This is a genomic window from Ectobacillus funiculus (assembly GCF_004138295.1).
In the GTDB taxonomy this organism is placed as follows: domain Bacteria; phylum Bacillota; class Bacilli; order Bacillales; family Bacillaceae_G; genus Ectobacillus; species Ectobacillus funiculus.
This window is the reverse complement of record NZ_SCFM01000006.1, coordinates 226,824-243,099: the sequence shown is the minus strand read 5'-3', so window position 1 is coordinate 243,099 and position 16,276 is coordinate 226,824. Positions and strand designations below refer to the sequence as shown.

Here is a 16,276-nt window from a genome sequence, read left to right as displayed (position 1 = left end):
TTCGCACTTTAGGAAGGCATAAATTTTCGGGGTGATGTCTAGTTCCCAAGGCCCGTTTTTCTTACACTTTAAGAAAGTATAAATTTCTAGTTAGAAGCCAATTCGACGTAGTGGGAAGTTTTAGGGATAAAGTATTAGGAGGGCTACGCCTCTGTCTTCGCTCAAAGGCAGATCTCGCCAATCAGCGAGTTTTCTTTAAAGCAATAGGCGCTATGTAGAAGGCTGTATGTCGCAGCTGTTTGTTTGACTCTATATGCATAATGCAAGTAAGATAGAGGGTACAAGCAGATTATCCGAGGCGTTTGTAGAGGCGGTTCAAATGAGGAATTTGTGTAGGCATTCATATGATGGGAATAATAATGGAAGCTAAAGTTGCACAAAATGAATGCAGAGAAAATTTAGGCGCCACAAACAGCAGGAAGATGGAACAACAAATGAGGTGATAAGATGGAGTATCAATACCCCCTCGCCTACGATTGGTCGACTGATGAAATCGTTGATGCAATCCGCTTTTATGAAGCGGTAGAACAGGCGTATGAAAAAGGAATTAAGCGTGCAGCATTAATGGATGCATATCGTCGTTTCAAGGAGATTGTACCAAGTAAGGCTGAGGAGAAAAAACTGTGCGGAGAGTTTGAAGAGATCAGTACATATTCCTGTTATCGTGTGATGCAACGGGCGAAGGATATAGAAGATGCCGCTGTAGTGAAAATGTAACAATAGATACGTAAATTGTTAGAATTTAAAAAATATTTTGAAATATAATAAAGTAAGTGCTATAATGATACAACATCGAAGAAACGGACAATGCACTCATTGTCCGTTTTATGCTATCTTCGGCTTACTTTGTAAAGGGGGAGGAGTGTTGCAAACGTATCTTGTATACGCTGTAAAAAGGATTCATTATCTAACTGCAAAGCTTCTTCTTTTGAAAGATGAACGCCAACAAGCAATTCGGCCTTTTTCACCTTGGCAAGGCGTTCTAACATAATTTGCAAAGCTTCCTTTGTTAAAGCACTGTGCAAAGACACGTCAGGCTTTGTATGATCGATAGACCAGACAAATTGTCCCGGTACAGATGTGTAAATATCTTCTAGGTGTTCTAAATAGGCTGCGGCATAATCAGCCTTTTCTGGACATTCATAGATTAAACCAAAATAAATAAAAACATGTGTTCCCCAAAGGCCTACTTGAAAATGAGGCATCATCTTATAGCCGCGTTTGTTTGCAGCAAATGCGACCCAAGTATCCTTCGGAGGATTGACAGTACGGCGCGCATGTTTTGCGACATGATAGAAGAACGTCTCGCCTGTTTCTTTTGTAAGGAACGGGACAAAATGCTCGCCAATTGCCTCAAGCTTCGGACGTATATGTGTGATGATTTCTGTCATACGCTCCTCGAGTCCATCCACCGAGAACGCGGCAAAATCTTGTAGTTGCAAGTTTGTTTGTTTCATATGTTTTCCCCCACAAAATAAAAGTTGCTTTTTTATTCTAGCATAGCTTGTACCATTCATAAAAAGGAACGCTCAAAAAAAATATAGGTAAAAATACAAATTTGTTGCATAGAGGATTTATCCCACATAATATGATATAAAACAAAATATCAGAAAATTGAGCAGATTCTAGGTCATGGGCAAACTAAAAACTGGGAGGAGGCAAATAGAAATGAGACAGGTGATTAATGCACTAAAACGAACTGATGCAGAAAAAAGAATTCCAGTATTGCGTTTGGAGCTGGATTACGAGCTAGCAACGTTATACGATGCAATGATGGAAAATGACGAAACAAAAAAGGAAGAATGCAAAAAAAAGTTAGAAGTATTACGACTTGAAATGATCCGCCTAGAAGCATAATAATATCGTATGTATAAACCAGCATTTGGTGCGAACCTCTTAACAAGGTTCGTTTTTTCTGTGAACAGTATAGACTGGAGTGTGGACTCATGCAAGAGATATGGAAAAAGATAGACGCTCATGCGAAGCAATGGACGAAGGAAGCAGGAGGCCTGCTCGTTTCTTCCTTAAAAGACTCCCTTTTGATTGAAACAAAATCGAATGCCTCTGACCTTGTGACAAATATGGATCGGCAAATTGAACAGTTTTTTATTGAGAAAATCCAAAGCACGTATCCGAACCATCGTGTGTTGGGAGAGGAAGGCTATGGAGATGATATCACCTCTTCAGATGGAACGGTATGGCTCATTGATCCAATTGATGGGACGATGAATTTTGTGCACCAGAAGCGGAATTTCGCCATTTCAATCGGTGTATACCATGACGGTGTTGGGAAAATCGGTCTTGTGTATGATCCCGTTCATGATGAGCTGTATCATGCATTAGAAGGAGAAGGTGCATATTGCAATGGAATAGAAATTCCAAAGCTTGAGCCAGGCTCGGTATCAGAAGGTGTTGTTGCTGTGAACGCGACGTGGCTTACCGAAAATCGAAGGCTGGATCATAGGAAAATGGCAGAGCTTGTGCGCCGTGCAAGAGGCACGCGCTCCTATGGCTGCGCAGCGCTTGAGATTGTGTATGTGGCAACAGGCAGACTAGACGCTTATATAACCCCTCGTTTGTCGCCTTGGGATTTTGGCGGCGGTGCGGTCATTGTACAAGAGGCAGGTGGAATCATTACCACGTTTGCTGGAGAGCCACTAGGCCTAGTGGGTCAAAGCAGCGTATTAGTGGCGAAGCCAGGAGTTTACGAGCAAGTAATTGAATACGTAAAAGGATAAAGAAAACTCGCTGATTGGCGAGCCCTGCTCTTGGGCGAAGCCAGAGGCGTAGGCGTAGTTGCACTTATACTGTATTCCTAAAATTTCCGCCTACGTCGAATCGACTTTCAGCTGGAAATTTATACTTTCCTACAGTGTAAAGAAAACTCGCCGATTGGCGAGCCCTGCTCTTGGGCGAAGCCAGAGGCGTAGTTGCACTTATACTGTATTCCTAAAATTTCCGCCTACGTCGAATCGACTTTCAGCTGGAAATTTATACTTTCCTACAGTGTAAAGAAAACTCGCCGATTGGCGAGCCCTGCTCTTGGGCGAAGCCAGAGGCGTAGTTGCACTTATACTGTATTCCTAAAATTTCCGCCTACGTCGAATCGACTTTCAGCTGGAAATTTATACTTTCCTACAGTGTAAAGAAAACTCGCCGATTGGCGAGCCCTGCTCTTGGGCGAAGCCAGAGGCGTAGTTGCACTTATACTGTATTCCTAAAATTTCCGCCTACGTCGAATCGACTTTCAGCTGGAAATTTATACTTTCCTACAGTGTAAAGAAAACTCGCCGATTGGCGAGCCCCGCTCTTGGGCGAAGCCAGAGGCGTAGTTGTCCTGATATTTTCTTAAAAGTGTGAGATAGGAAAGGGAGCATGCGAATGTATCGTATGCTCCCTTTTCCTGTTTAGGTAGGTGTTGGAAGGAAATTCTTATTCATACAAGCTAAACAGTATGAGAACCTTATTGAAAAGGTACACATTCTATTTATACAATCCCATTGAAACGGAAACAATTCACATAAGGGATAATTTCTGTGAGTTCACAGAAATTATCCCTTGCGAAGCTTTCGTTTTGTTGCAAAGCCATATCCCATTGTTACGAGTAGGCCGATTACACAAGCAATTGTACCAATGGTGCTTTGTTCGGCAATCATAATGCCGATGCCAGTCATAAAGATAACAGCAATCACAGCCAGAATTAAAAAGCGATATTGAAGTTGTTCCATATTTTCACCCTCCTTGTATATTGTACTTTACACAATTATGAGAAAACAATGGATTTTAGGCTGCAAATATAAAATTTCCTTGTATATTTTGGCTAAAGATGCCATGAGAGGGACCGGCTGCAAGTGAGTAACGATCTTTTTTGTTTGAAAAAAGCTAGGGATTCATGTTCGATCTGTTTTCTTTATATGATCTTGGTTGCAAGTTAGTCGGGTTCGCTCTTATAATAGAAAGGGTTAAAAAGATGAATAGTAGGAGCTGGACAGATTGAAAAAACGAGAAGATTTACGAAATATCGCGATCATCGCCCACGTTGACCACGGAAAAACGACGCTTGTCGATCAATTGCTACGCCAAGCGGGGACGTTTCGTTCAAACGAACATGTGGATGAGCGCGCAATGGACTCCAATGATTTAGAGAGAGAACGCGGGATTACAATCTTAGCAAAAAATACCGCGATTAATTATAATGGTACACGCATTAATATTTTGGATACACCAGGACATGCGGACTTCGGCGGCGAGGTAGAGCGTATTATGCGCATGGTTGACGGCGTATTGCTAGTTGTGGACGCGTATGAAGGCTGCATGCCGCAAACGCGCTTTGTTCTAAAAAAGGCGCTTGAGCAAAATTTAACACCAATCGTTGTTGTAAACAAAATTGACCGTGACTTTGCACGACCAGAAGAAGTGGTTGATGAAGTGTTAGACTTATTTATCGAGCTTGGCGCGAATGAGGAGCAATTGGAGTTCCCGGTTGTCTTTGCTTCTGGTATTAACGGTACAGCGAGCCTAAGTTCAGACCCGGCTGACCAAGAAGAAAACATGAAGTCGTTATTTGATACAATTGTTGAGAATATCCCAGCACCTGTCGACAATAGCGAAGAACCGTTGCAATTCCAAGTTGCGCTTCTTGACTACAATGACTATGTTGGTCGTATTGGAATTGGCCGCGTATTCCGCGGTACAATGCAGGTTGGACAGCAGGTAGCGTTAATGAAGCTTGACGGCAGCGTGAAGCAATTCCGCGTAACGAAAATCTTCGGTTTCTTCGGCTTAAAGCGTGAAGAGGTACAGGAAGCAAAAGCTGGAGATTTAATAGCAGTTTCTGGTATGGAGGATATTAACGTTGGAGAAACAGTATGTCCATTCGAACACCAAGAAGCTCTTCCAGTACTGCGCATTGATGAGCCAACATTGCAAATGACATTCCTTGTCAACAACAGTCCGTTTGCAGGTAAGGAAGGAAAGTTTGTAACAGCGCGAAAAATTGAAGAGCGTCTTCGTGCTCAGCTGCAAACAGATGTGAGCTTGCGCGTAGAAAATACGGATTCTCCAGATGCTTGGGTTGTTTCTGGGCGTGGAGAGCTGCATTTATCCATCCTTATTGAAAATATGCGCCGTGAAGGATACGAGCTACAGGTGTCTAAACCTGAAGTTATTATCCGTGAGATTGATGGCGTACGCTGTGAGCCGATAGAGCGTGTACAAATCGATGTGCCAGAAGAAAATGTTGGATCTATTATTGAGTCTATGGGAGAGCGTAAAGGTGAGATGCTCGATATGATCAATAATGGCAGCGGCCAAGTGCGTCTAGTCTTCATGGTGCCTGCACGCGGTTTAATTGGTTATTCTACAGACTTTATGACACTAACGCGTGGCTATGGTATTTTAAATCATACGTTCGACAGCTATCAGCCAATGCAGCCAGGTCAAGTGGGCGGCCGCCGTCAAGGGGTGCTTGTGTCAATGGAAGCTGGAAAAGCATCCTCTTATGGCATTATGGGAGTAGAAGACCGCGGTACTATTTTTGTGGAGCCGGGTACGGAAGTGTATGAAGGTATGATTGTTGGTGAACATACTCGTGAGAATGATTTAACAGTAAACGTTGTAAAAGTAAAACAAGCGACAAACATTCGTTCAGCGAACAAAGATCAAACAACAACAATGAAAAAGCCTCGCATCATGACGCTGGAAGAATCGCTTGAATATTTGAATGATGATGAATATTGCGAAATTACACCGCAATCCATCCGTCTGCGCAAAAAACTTCTTGATAAAAATGAACGTGAAAGAGCAGCGAAGAAGAAGAAATACGCAGAACAAGCTTAATCTGAAAAGCGGACGGGGCTCAGCGGAGCGTATTCGTTGAAGCCCCTGCTCCTCCCTATGGGCATTTCTAAAGGGAGATTTTGCAGGAAACTGCAGAAAAAACATAAACAAAGCCTCCAGATTTTTCTGGAGGCTTTGTTTATGTTATATTATAATCCTTTATGAAAAAGGTCTGCCAAAGCATGCCCAATTTGAATCAGTTGATATCCCATTAACGATACAGCAGTCAGTGAAAAAAATCCAGTTAGCATAAAGCGAAAAATCATCTTTGCTTCTCCTCCTTTATGACCAACACGTTTGGATGTATATGCAGTGTAGGTTTCAACTATAGATACAGTGTATTCCTTTTTTCTTATCTAACAAGAAAAGATTTATGGTGAGTTTTCCAATCCTTTTTTTTCCATGGTCAGGCTGGAAGAGAATGCGTTTTCGCTAGACAGGGACGGTTCCTCCATGTACTCTAAGAATAGAATGAATACATAAGGGGAGGAAGCGAAGCATGCTGGAGAGAATGACTTTTTTCGCAAGGCTGTATGACGTGGGGGATAACCCAGAGACAGGCATGTGGCTTTTATATGCCACTGTAATTGTGTTAAGTATTATCGTATTTAATCTCGGTTTTGCCCGTAAGCTGCCGTTGCTTAAAAATGTTGTTGTTTACATATCACTCGTTCTCGGTTGCTCTGTATTAACCTTTTTTGCAGTTTTTTTACCGATTGCAGAAGGGTTGGTCATTGCTGCGATCATTCTCGGTATTTATAAAATCCGCTTACATCAGGCGAAAAAAGAGCAGGCGAAGGGAGCGTAGGGAATGAAATCATTACAAGATGCATTATATAACTGGCTTACGATTAAAATGATTGCAGAGGCAAGACCAAACGACGGGGCTGCACAGGAAACCTATGAACTGTTTGATGGTGTGCTCAAGAAGGACCATGGTGTGGAACAGGTTACAATTGAGAAGGACGAGGAGATGTACCTTGTTACGTATACGAAGGAAGGGCAGACCAAGTCAACGCGCTTTCCAACAGAACTGATTGATTGTTTTTTAGAGCAAATGGAGCGGGAACCGGAGAAGTTTCAAAATTACTAACATATATTTGAGGAACTTCGAGTGCTGTAGAAGTTCCTTTGTTTTGGTTCGTGGGGAATGGTTCCGCTCCAAAGTCCGGTCCACATCCCCACCTTTACTCTACCAATCCTCTTCCATTTTCTTGCCGCTATATAAACGGAAAGCTCCTGTCTCTATACGTTGGGCTGTACGCTCAGAAATTCGGTCATGGCAGCCTTTGCACATATATGTATGAATTGGACGATTGCGCAGCCGTTTTGCCTGCGGGTCTTCGTCACGAAGCGCTTCAATTGTATCGCATAAAATACACTTTACTCTCATTATTGTCACCTCGAAAACCAAATGATGTTGTATTCAGTATATCACGAAAGCGATAGCGGTTTATACCGAGATGTATAAAATAAATATTTTCAATATTCACAAAGCAGGGTATGATAAATATACAGCAAGCGTTAACTTCTCAATAACGGCATAGATAATCTCATTTCAGCCGATTCATTCCTTCTCAGGCAGGAGGGAATGAACGGGGGAAAGCGAACTTAATAAACATGGGGGGTGGAAACATGGCAAACATAGTAGAACCTGTACTAACAGCAGAGTTAATTCAAGCTCTTCAGGAAGAACGCATTGTAACGATTGCGACCATTGATTTTGAAAAAGGGACTCCGAACGTGAGCGCGATTTCTTGGGTGTATGCGATGAATGAAGCTTCTGTTCGTTTTGCGGTTGATCAACGTTCCCGTATCGTCGAAAACGTGCGCAGCAATGGTGCTGTTACGTTAAATGTGATTGCGAATGAATCCGTCTATTCTATCAGCGGCAAAGCAAGCATTCAAGCGGATCGCATGGAAGGTGTACCGCTAAAGCTGGCGTTAGTTGAGATTGCGATTGAGGAAGTAAGGGACGTAATGTTTTATGGTTCCAAAATTTCTGTAGAACCGAAGTATGAAAAAACATATGATGCGCGTGCGGCGGCGAAACTCGACAGCCAAGTGTTATCAGCCATACAAGCACTGTAGTGTATATAAGGGCGGACAGCAGATGTGTTCGTCCTTTTTTGTCACTGAAATGAGGAAAGTTTCCGTTTTTGTCATTCTATCTTGTAGGTACGGTTCATATATTAATAACAACGGTTCGTCCATAGCCTGTATGGATGAAACCCTTGTTCTACAAACTATGGTGGAGTCAGGGGGTAACAGATTGAGTAAAATCTATGTTCTCGATACGAATGTGCTTTTGCAAGATCCGTTGTCACTATTTTCGTTCGATAATAACGAGGTTGTTATACCGGCAGTCGTACTAGAAGAAGTAGATTCTAAGAAACGTTACATGGATGAGGTCGGTCGAAATGCACGCTACGTCTCAAAGTTGATTGACAAATTCCGAGAGATCGGTAAGCTGCATGACAGTATCCCACTCGAAAATGGAGGAACATTCCGCATCGAGTTGAACCACCGCTCGTTCGTTCAGTTGCAAGATATTTTTGTGGAAAAAACGAACGACAACCGTATTTTAGCAGTGGCAAAGAATTTATCGCTTGAAGAGCAAGCGAAGGAAAACGGAAGACCGGTCATTCTTGTGAGCAAGGACGTGCTCGTACGCGTAAAAGCTGATGCCCTCGGATTACAGGCGGAAGATTATTTAAGCGACCGCGTGATTGAAGTCGATAATATATACACGGGCTTCTTAGAATTTTACATACAAAAAGAGCTGCTCAATCGTTTTTATGAAAAAGGGGAGCTTCCTGTTTCTGAAATTGCAAATCATCCATTTTATTCAAATCAATTTGTGCTTATGAAGGATTCGCTTGGCGGATCAGGATCTGCGATTGGAATTGTTGATCATACGGGCAAAAAGGTAAAAAAGCTAGTGTTTCCTAATGAACAAATTTGGGGGATTCGCCCGCGCAACGTCCAACAAATTATGGGGATGGAACTTCTCCTGCGAGAGGATATCCCGCTTGTTACGCTGATTGGAAAAGCGGGAACTGGAAAAACATTGCTTGCATTGGCGGCAGGCTTGATGCAAACGGAGGATTTAGGCCTATATAAAAAGCTTCTTGTAGCCCGCCCGATTGTACCGGTAGGAAAAGACATTGGCTATTTGCCAGGAGAGAAGGAAGAAAAACTGCGTCCGTGGATGCAGCCCATTTACGATAATCTCGAATATTTGTTTAACACGAAAAAGCCAGGAGAGCTGGATGCTATCCTAGCAGGCATGGGGTCCATTGAAGTAGAGGCGTTAACGTATATTCGCGGTCGCAGCATACCTGAGCAATTTATCATTATTGATGAGGCGCAAAATTTAACGAAGCATGAAGTGAAAACGATTTTAACACGCGTTGGAGAAAGAAGTAAAATTGTGCTGATGGGCGACCCGCAGCAAATTGACCATCCGTATCTTGATGAATACAATAACGGTCTTACCTACGTGGTAGAGAAGTTTAAGGAGCAAAAAATAAGCGGACATGTGAAGTTCGTCAAAGGTGAACGCTCTAGCCTTGCGCAGTTAGCCGCTGATTTACTGTAAGAAGCCGCACTTTTTGGGTGTTATCAAGCCCCAGCCCTTCGCAGTCCAATCACCTTCCCCACAAAAAGCGACTTTTGTGGGGAAGAACACAAGGAAAGCTTCTTTGAATCGTCTTCGCCCGGGGGGCAGGGCTCGCCAATCGGCGAGTTTTCTTTATTTAAGATAAGAAAGTCTAACTTTTCGGGATGATGTCCAGCTCCCAAGGTCCAAAATGGCAGAATCCAAGCTGAACCTCCGCAAAAGGCAAAAAGCGCCTTTTACTCCGGCTCACCCCTACGCTGCCATAAAAGGCGGTCCGGTCCTTGTCCGCTTTTCTTTACAACACAGTAAATCGGCGGACTTGAACGATGGGGTTATTCACGTTAGAGCCGTCTCCGAAATATAGGTGAACTGGACCATCTTCGCGGAGCGGTTTACCGTCCTTCGAAAAGCCGAGAATAGCTTGCATTGCATCTTGTAAGGTGAGGGTATAAACCTTTGTTTCTGTATGAATCTCGACTGCGTGTGCTCCCTCGTTGATCTCTGCGTTTTGTAAAAATGGATGCAGCGGCATTGCAAATGTCCCGGTAATCATTTTTTCCTTTTCAAACTTTGTGACGCTGCGTTGAATCGGAGGGAACGCAGCTCCTTCACGAATTTCACGATCCCAATGTTCTGCAGCGCTTTTTGTATATTGCTCAAGTTGGTTTTGCTCCAATCTTGGCTCGTTAAAGTATGTGCACAAATCTACTTTCCGATCATCAAAAATCCAAACACTAGGGTCCAATGTAATCGAAAACTTAACGTTTCCGTTTATTAATAAAATTTCATTCGTCATAATAACGCCCCCATTTGTTTTTTACTCCCATGTTTCAGTATAATAGGGATAGAAACAGTTGTCATCTGCTAAGGTCGCAGGAAAGATTTCTATTGCAATTTGCCAAAACTATCTATAATATTAAGAGATAGGAGAGTTGGACGGAAACGGAGGGAACCAATTTGGCGTCTGAGACGGTAACGAATCATCAGGATAAGGCTCTTGCCCTTCTAAAAGCTGATGCAGAAAAAATTTTAAAGCTCATTCATGTGCAAATGGATCATCTGACAATGCCTCAATGTCCATTGTACGAGGAGGTGCTGGATACGCAAATGTTCGGGTTGTCCCGCGAAGTCGACTTTGCCGTTAGACTTGGCTTAATTGAAGAAGCACAAGGTAAGGAGATTTTAGGGGAGCTTGAGCGTGAGTTATCTGCCCTGCATGAGGCATTTACGAAAAATCAACCATAATGTATATGAGGAGCTCGGCCGAACAAGGCTCGAGCTCTTTTGTGTCACTGTAGGAAGGAATACATTTCCAGCTAGGAGCCAACTCGACGTAGTCGGAGATTGTAGGAATACAGTGTAAGTAGGGCTACGTCTCTGTCTTCGCCCGGGGGCAGGGCTCGCCAATCGACGAGTTTAAAAAAAAAAAAAATTATACATAGCTGAAGAATGGATGTCCTCTGGAGGGGGAAGGAATACACGATTTTTTTATGGAATACAACATGTAAAATGACTGGAGAAAGGGGGAATTCGATGAAACGAGCATGGAAGTCATTCGATTATACTTTATTGCTTCCGCTGCTGATAGTTTGCACGCTTGGGATTATTATGGTATATAGTGCCAGTTCAATTGTCGCTATTGCGAAGTATGGCTATGCGAGCGACCAGTTTTTCCTCTCGCAGTTGAGATCGCTAATTATGGGGTTTCTTTTGTTTGTCGTGCTTGCGTCTGTTCCGTATCATGTTTGGAAAAAGAAAATTGTGGCTGTTGCAATATATGCAGGAGGGACATTTGTCCTGCTTCTTGTGTTGGTGTTTGGTAGAGTTGTGAACAATGCGAAGTCATGGCTATGGGGCACACAGCCGTCTGAGTTGATTAAGCTGTGCATCATTATTGTGTTGGCCCGTTTTTTTGCAAAATGGCATGAACAAGGTAGAATAGCAGGACGAAGCAAGATTGGAACATGGGGGTTTTTGTTTACTGTGCTTGTTCTTATTAAAATGCAGCCTGATTTAGGAACAGACATGCTTATTACTGCAATCGTGGGAATGATGATTTTTTGTTCGGGTATTCGCGTGGATGTATGGATAAAGAGGCTGCTTCTTACATCTATTGTTTGGGTGCCTCTTATCTGTCTCATTGTCATGTTTGGTTTGACTAAGGAGCAATATAGCCGGATTCAAACCTTCTTCAATCCATTCCAAGATCCACAAGGAGAAGGCTTTCATATAATCAACTCTTTTATTGCAATTGCATCAGGAGGCATCAAAGGTTTGGGACTGGGTAACAGCGTACAAAAATACGGTTATTTGCCAGAGCCGCATACAGATTTTATTATGGCTATTGTATCGGAAGAGCTGGGATTTTTAGGTGTAACCGTTATCCTTGCGTCTTTGGCGCTCATCGTACTTAAAGCTTTCAAGATTGCCCAGCGATGTAAAGATCCATTTGGCAGTATGCTTGCGATTGGTGTAGGGAGTATGATCGGCATTCAAACGATTGTTAACGTCGGCGGCGTGACAGGGCTGCTGCCACTCACGGGTGTGCCTGTTCCATTTGTCAGCAGCGGCGGCAGTTCCTTGGTAGCAAATTTAATGGCGATGGGAATTTTAGCGAATGTTGCTAGTCAGGTGAAGGCACAGGAAAAGCGTACGAAACAACCGGTACCGCAAAAACCGCATCTGGTGGTAGTGAAGTAAGGCATATTTGATAGCTCAAGGCTTTGTACAAAGATACAAAGCCTTTTTTACTGTGCATTCCCAGCTAGAAGCCAATTCGACGGAGCCGGCAATTGTAGAAATACAGTGTAAATGCAATTACGCCTCTGTCTTCGCCAATTGGCGAGCTTGGTCGGATATCGATTTACTTCTGTTACCAGCTCTTTGCAGTTAAATCGCCTTCTTTGATCAAAATATATGAAAACCTTACTTCATCTGTGTCATTGTGCTTGTTCCATCTTTGGTTATAAAAAATGCTATAACAGATAATAGCGCAAACAAGAAAAAAATGTAAAAAATTATTGTTATTTTTATGAATGCCTTTGTCTAAAAAACATAACCCTATGTAAAGAAACGATGCATTATCATGATAAATATACTGTGAAACTTGTTATTAATTGTCTTTTTATGTTGTTTTTAGAAGAATGGTATGTCATAATTTTCTGAAAATTATATGTTTTTTTGTGGTTACCTTTTGATATGTGTGTTATACTTCATGTGTGAAATGAATGATACAGAAAACTTATCAAATTCTGAAAAATGGTGTATGATAATTGAAATGTGTTCCAACAAACAGCAAGAAAAGGGGAGAATGTATGAGAAAGCTGCAGAACATTCAAAAAGTATTAGTTGCAAACCGCGGTGAAATCGCGATTCGTGTGTTCCGCGCGTGTACAGAACTCGGATTGCGGACTGTTGCGATCTACTCGAAAGAAGATGCCGGTTCCTATCACCGTTACAAAGCGGATGAGGCGTATTTAGTAGGGGAAGGCAAAAAACCGATTGATGCATATCTTGATATCGAAGGAATTATTGCAATTGCCAAACGTAACAGTGTGGATGCAATTCATCCAGGTTACGGCTTTTTATCTGAAAATATTCAATTTGCAAGACGCTGTGAGGAAGAGGGAATTGTTTTTATCGGACCAAAGAGCGAACATCTAGATATGTTCGGGGATAAGGTGAAAGCAAGGGGACAAGCACTAGCTGCCGGTATACCTGTTATTCCGGGAAGTGATGGTCCTATAGAAAGCTTAGAAGAAGTAGAAAGCTTTGCCAAAACATATGATTATCCGATTATCATTAAGGCAGCTCTTGGCGGCGGTGGCCGCGGAATGCGTATTGTTCGCGAGGCTTCTGAATTACAGGAAGCATATGATCGTGCAAAATCCGAAGCAAAGGCTGCTTTTGGAAGCGATGAAGTATATGTAGAGAAGTTTGTAGAAAATCCAAAGCATATTGAGGTACAAATTCTTGCTGATAAGAGCGGCAATGTTGTGCATCTGTTTGAGAGGGATTGCTCCGTACAGCGTCGTCATCAGAAGGTTGTTGAAGTAGCACCGAGCGTTTCTCTTTCAGAAGGCTTGCGCAATGAAATCTGTGAAGCGGCTGTCAAATTATCAGCAAATGTGAGTTATATCAATGCAGGAACAGTAGAGTTTCTTGTAAAAGATGATAAATTTTATTTCATCGAAGTAAATCCGCGTATTCAAGTAGAGCATACAATTACAGAGATGATTACGGGAGTCGACATTGTTCAGACGCAAATTTTAATTGCAGATGGCTATGCATTACATAGTGACAGAATTGCTATTCCGCATCAGGATAAAATTCAAACGCACGGCTACGCAATTCAATCACGCGTAACTACCGAGGATCCGCTTAATAATTTTATGCCAGATACAGGAAGAATTATGGCATATCGTTCTGGCGGCGGCTTTGGGGTACGTTTAGATACAGGAAACAGCTTTCAAGGTGCGCTCATTACGCCGTACTATGATTCTTTACTTGTAAAGGTAACAACATGGGCACTTACATTTGAGCAAGCGGCTGCAAAAATGGGACGAAACCTGAAGGAATTCCGTATTCGTGGTATTAAAACGAATATTCCGTTCCTGGAAAATGTAGTCAAGCATCCAAATTTCTTATCTGGAGAATATAATACCTCTTTTATTGATACAACACCGGAATTGTTCGTATTCCCGAAAAGAAAAGACCGCGGGACGAAAATGCTAACATATATCGGATCGATTACCGTTAACGGCTTCCCGGGTATCGGTAAAAACGAAAAGCCAATTTTCGTTGAGCCGCGCGTGCCGAAATTTGATTATGCAGAATCATTGACAGGAACGAAAAACATCCTGGATGAGCGCGGTGCTGACGGTTTAGTAAAATGGGTGCAGGAGCAAGAGAAAGTATTGCTTACTGATACAACATTCCGTGATGCGCATCAATCGTTATTGGCGACGAGAGTTCGTACGCAGGATTTGAAAAACATTGCCGAGCCTACTGCTCATTTGCTGCCGAATTTGTTCTCAATGGAAATGTGGGGCGGCGCAACGTTTGATGTGGCGTACCGTTTCTTAAAAGAAGATCCATGGGAAAGATTATTGCAGCTTCGCAAGCGCGTTCCGAACGTTTTGTTCCAAATGCTGCTGCGTGCATCTAATGCAGTTGGGTATACGAACTACCCAGACAATGTAATCCAAAAGTTTGTTGAAAGTTCTGCGCAAGCGGGGATTGATGTATTCCGCGTATTTGACAGCTTAAACTGGGTTGAGGGAATGCGCGTTGCGATTGATGCGGTTCGTCAAAGCGGTAAGCTGGCTGAAGCAGCCATTTGCTACACAGGAGATATTCATGACCCATCCCGCAGCAAATATGATCTGAAATACTATACAAATATGGCCAAGGAGCTTGAGGCAGCAGGTGCTCATATTTTAGGAATCAAAGACATGGCTGGTCTGTTAAAGCCGCAGGCTGCTTATGATTTGGTATCTGCATTAAAGGATACTGTATCGCTTCCAATCCATCTTCATACGCATGATACGAGCGGAAATGGTATTTACACGTACGCAAAAGCAATTGAAGCGGGTGTTGATATTGTAGACGTAGCAGTAAGCTCTATGGCTGGCTTAACATCTCAGCCGAGTGTGAACGGACTATACTATGCGTTAGAAGGACATAAGCGTCAGCCGGATGTAAGCATCGGGGCGCTGGAACAACTTTCTCGTTATTGGGAGGATACACGCAAATACTATGGCCGTTTTGAAAGCGGGATGAACGCGCCGCATACGGATGTATATATGCATGAAATGCCAGGCGGACAATATAGCAACTTGCAGCAGCAAGCAAAAGCTGTTGGTCTTGGTGAGCATTTTGATGAGGTAACAGTAATGTACCGCCGTGTAAACGATTTGTTTGGCGATATCGTCAAGGTGACGCCGTCCTCGAAGGTAGTAGGAGACATGGCATTGTTTATGGTGCAAAACAATCTGACAGAGGAGGATATTTTCGAGCGCGGTGCGACGCTTGACTTCCCGGATTCTGTTGTAGAAATGTTTGAAGGTTATCTTGGACAGCCGCACGGAGGATTCCCATTAGAGCTGCAGCGCATTATTCTAAAGGGGAAACAGCCTCTTGCCGTTCGTCCTGGTGAGCTGCTTAAGCCCGTAGACTTTAGCAAGCTGAAGGAAGAGCTGTTCCATAAGCTGAATCGTCAAGTAACGATATTTGATGCGCTTTCGTATGCTTTATATCCGAAGGTGTTTATGGATTATCAAAACATTCATGAGAGATACGGAACGCTTTCTGTTTTAGATACCCCAACATTCTTCTATGGCATGCGCTTAGGAGAAGAGATAGAAGTAGAAATTGAGCGCGGAAAAACGCTGATTGTAAAACTTGTGTCAATTGGTGAACCACAGCTGGATGGAACACGTGTTGTATACTTTGAATTAAATGGACAACCACGTGAAGTAATCGTGAAGGATGAAAGTATCCAATCTACAGTAGCGCAGCGTGTAAAAGGAAATCGTGATAATCTAAGCCATATTAGTGCAACGATGCCGGGAACGGTAATCAAGGTGCTTGTAAAGGCGGGCGATCATGTTAAAAAAGGCGATACGATCGCCATTACAGAAGCGATGAAAATGGAAACAACAGTACAAGCTCCGTTTTCAGCATCTGTTAAGGAAGTGTACGTGAAGGATGGCGATGCCATTCAAACGGGCGACCTGCTCATCGAGTTGGATAAATGATAAAAAAGGACGTCTCCTACATATGTCAGGAGCGTCCTTTTTTGCGAGATAAGAAAAT

Annotated in this window: 15 protein-coding genes; 11 read left to right on the top strand and 4 right to left on the bottom strand. The window is 42.8% G+C overall.

What is annotated here, in order from left to right; genetic code table 11:
- Positions 1 to 447 precede the first annotated feature (447 nt).
- A complete protein-coding gene (locus EP737_RS05535; protein ID WP_129726929.1) occupies positions 448 to 717 on the top strand; it encodes a UPF0223 family protein in 270 nt (89 codons plus the stop codon).
- Positions 718 to 830: 113 nt separating this feature from the next.
- On the opposite strand, the gene EP737_RS05530 is transcribed toward EP737_RS05535, so the two are convergent.
- Positions 831 to 1,457 carry a YktB family protein gene (locus EP737_RS05530; protein ID WP_246040183.1) on the bottom strand — a complete coding sequence of 209 codons (627 nt, stop codon included), beginning with the start codon at positions 1,455 to 1,457 and terminating at the stop codon, positions 831 to 833.
- Positions 1,458 to 1,668: 211 nt separating this feature from the next.
- On the opposite strand from EP737_RS05530, the gene EP737_RS05525 reads away from it, so the two are divergent.
- The gene (locus EP737_RS05525; RefSeq protein ID WP_129726927.1) at positions 1,669 to 1,857 is read left to right on the top strand and encodes a hypothetical protein; all 189 of its coding nucleotides are present in this window, start codon (positions 1,669 to 1,671) and stop codon (positions 1,855 to 1,857) included.
- An 89-nt stretch (positions 1,858 to 1,946) separates the two neighbouring features.
- Positions 1,947 to 2,738 carry an inositol monophosphatase family protein gene (locus EP737_RS05520; protein ID WP_129726926.1) on the top strand — a complete coding sequence of 264 codons (792 nt, stop codon included), beginning with the start codon at positions 1,947 to 1,949 and terminating at the stop codon, positions 2,736 to 2,738.
- Positions 2,739 to 3,551: 813 nt separating this feature from the next.
- On the opposite strand, the gene EP737_RS25440 is transcribed toward EP737_RS05520, so the two are convergent.
- Positions 3,552 to 3,728 carry a DUF5325 family protein gene (locus EP737_RS25440; RefSeq protein WP_165350700.1) on the bottom strand — a complete coding sequence of 59 codons (177 nt, stop codon included), beginning with the start codon at positions 3,726 to 3,728 and terminating at the stop codon, positions 3,552 to 3,554.
- 265 nt (positions 3,729 to 3,993) lie between these two features.
- Between EP737_RS25440 and typA the strand changes: the two genes are divergently transcribed.
- The 3 genes from typA (at position 3,994) to EP737_RS05505 (ending at position 6,931) form a co-directional block, all read left to right on the top strand.
- Positions 3,994 to 5,838 carry a translational GTPase TypA gene (gene typA, locus EP737_RS05515; protein ID WP_129726925.1) on the top strand — a complete coding sequence of 615 codons (1,845 nt, stop codon included), beginning with the start codon at positions 3,994 to 3,996 and terminating at the stop codon, positions 5,836 to 5,838.
- Positions 5,839 to 6,337: 499 nt separating this feature from the next.
- Positions 6,338 to 6,646, top strand: a complete 309-nt coding sequence (locus EP737_RS05510; RefSeq protein WP_129726924.1) for a YlaH-like family protein — start codon at positions 6,338 to 6,340, stop codon at positions 6,644 to 6,646.
- Between the two features lie 3 nt (positions 6,647 to 6,649).
- Positions 6,650 to 6,931: a hypothetical protein gene (locus tag EP737_RS05505; protein WP_129726923.1), complete on the top strand. Its 282-nt coding sequence runs from the start codon at positions 6,650 to 6,652 to the stop codon at positions 6,929 to 6,931.
- Between the two features lie 99 nt (positions 6,932 to 7,030).
- Here the strand turns inward: EP737_RS05505 and EP737_RS05500 are convergent, their stop codons facing one another.
- Positions 7,031 to 7,231, bottom strand: a complete 201-nt coding sequence (locus tag EP737_RS05500) for a YlaI family protein (protein WP_129726922.1) — start codon at positions 7,229 to 7,231, stop codon at positions 7,031 to 7,033.
- Positions 7,232 to 7,473: 242 nt separating this feature from the next.
- Between EP737_RS05500 and EP737_RS05495 the strand changes: the two genes are divergently transcribed.
- A complete protein-coding gene (locus EP737_RS05495; protein ID WP_129726921.1) occupies positions 7,474 to 7,929 on the top strand; it encodes a pyridoxamine 5'-phosphate oxidase family protein in 456 nt (151 codons plus the stop codon).
- A gap of 181 nt (positions 7,930 to 8,110) precedes the next feature.
- Positions 8,111 to 9,439 (top strand): PhoH family protein, encoded by a 1,329-nt coding sequence (locus tag EP737_RS05490; protein WP_129726920.1) that lies wholly within the window; start codon positions 8,111 to 8,113, stop codon positions 9,437 to 9,439.
- Between the two features lie 316 nt (positions 9,440 to 9,755).
- Here EP737_RS05490 and EP737_RS05485 read toward each other — a convergent pair whose 3' ends face one another.
- Positions 9,756 to 10,256, bottom strand: coding sequence for a peptidyl-prolyl cis-trans isomerase (locus tag EP737_RS05485; protein ID WP_129726919.1), 501 nt, complete (start codon positions 10,254 to 10,256; stop codon positions 9,756 to 9,758).
- 161 nt (positions 10,257 to 10,417) lie between these two features.
- Here EP737_RS05485 and EP737_RS05480 point away from each other — a divergent pair, with 161 nt between their 5' ends.
- From EP737_RS05480 to pyc, 3 genes are all read left to right on the top strand, one after another.
- Positions 10,418 to 10,705, top strand: coding sequence for an Fpa/YlaN family protein (locus EP737_RS05480; RefSeq protein ID WP_129726918.1), 288 nt, complete (start codon positions 10,418 to 10,420; stop codon positions 10,703 to 10,705).
- 288 nt (positions 10,706 to 10,993) lie between these two features.
- Positions 10,994 to 12,160: an FtsW/RodA/SpoVE family cell cycle protein gene (locus tag EP737_RS05475; RefSeq protein WP_129726917.1), complete on the top strand. Its 1,167-nt coding sequence runs from the start codon at positions 10,994 to 10,996 to the stop codon at positions 12,158 to 12,160.
- 614 nt (positions 12,161 to 12,774) lie between these two features.
- Positions 12,775 to 16,218 (top strand): pyruvate carboxylase, encoded by a 3,444-nt coding sequence (pyc, locus tag EP737_RS05470; RefSeq protein ID WP_129726916.1) that lies wholly within the window; start codon positions 12,775 to 12,777, stop codon positions 16,216 to 16,218.
- Positions 16,219 to 16,276 lie beyond the last annotated feature (58 nt).

Excerpts from the sequence above, each read along its gene's own strand:
- pyc (WP_129726916.1), top strand. The coding sequence starts at position 12,775 with ATGAGAAAGCTGCAGAACATTCAAAAAGTATTAGTTGCAAACCGCGGT.
- EP737_RS05495 (WP_129726921.1), top strand. The coding sequence starts at position 7,474 with ATGGCAAACATAGTAGAACCTGTACTAACAGCAGAGTTAATTCAAGCT.
- EP737_RS25440 (WP_165350700.1), bottom strand. The coding sequence starts at position 3,728 with ATGGAACAACTTCAATATCGCTTTTTAATTCTGGCTGTGATTGCTGTT.
- EP737_RS05485 (WP_129726919.1), bottom strand. The coding sequence starts at position 10,256 with ATGACGAATGAAATTTTATTAATAAACGGAAACGTTAAGTTTTCGATT.
- EP737_RS05505 (WP_129726923.1), top strand. The coding sequence starts at position 6,650 with ATGAAATCATTACAAGATGCATTATATAACTGGCTTACGATTAAAATG.
- EP737_RS05530 (WP_246040183.1), bottom strand. The coding sequence starts at position 1,457 with ATGAAACAAACAAACTTGCAACTACAAGATTTTGCCGCGTTCTCGGTG.
- EP737_RS05500 (WP_129726922.1), bottom strand. The coding sequence starts at position 7,231 with ATGAGAGTAAAGTGTATTTTATGCGATACAATTGAAGCGCTTCGTGAC.
- EP737_RS05520 (WP_129726926.1), top strand. The coding sequence starts at position 1,947 with ATGCAAGAGATATGGAAAAAGATAGACGCTCATGCGAAGCAATGGACG.
- EP737_RS05535 (WP_129726929.1), top strand. The coding sequence starts at position 448 with ATGGAGTATCAATACCCCCTCGCCTACGATTGGTCGACTGATGAAATC.
- EP737_RS05510 (WP_129726924.1), top strand. The coding sequence starts at position 6,338 with ATGCTGGAGAGAATGACTTTTTTCGCAAGGCTGTATGACGTGGGGGAT.
- EP737_RS05475 (WP_129726917.1), top strand. The coding sequence starts at position 10,994 with ATGAAACGAGCATGGAAGTCATTCGATTATACTTTATTGCTTCCGCTG.
- EP737_RS05525 (WP_129726927.1), top strand. The coding sequence starts at position 1,669 with ATGAGACAGGTGATTAATGCACTAAAACGAACTGATGCAGAAAAAAGA.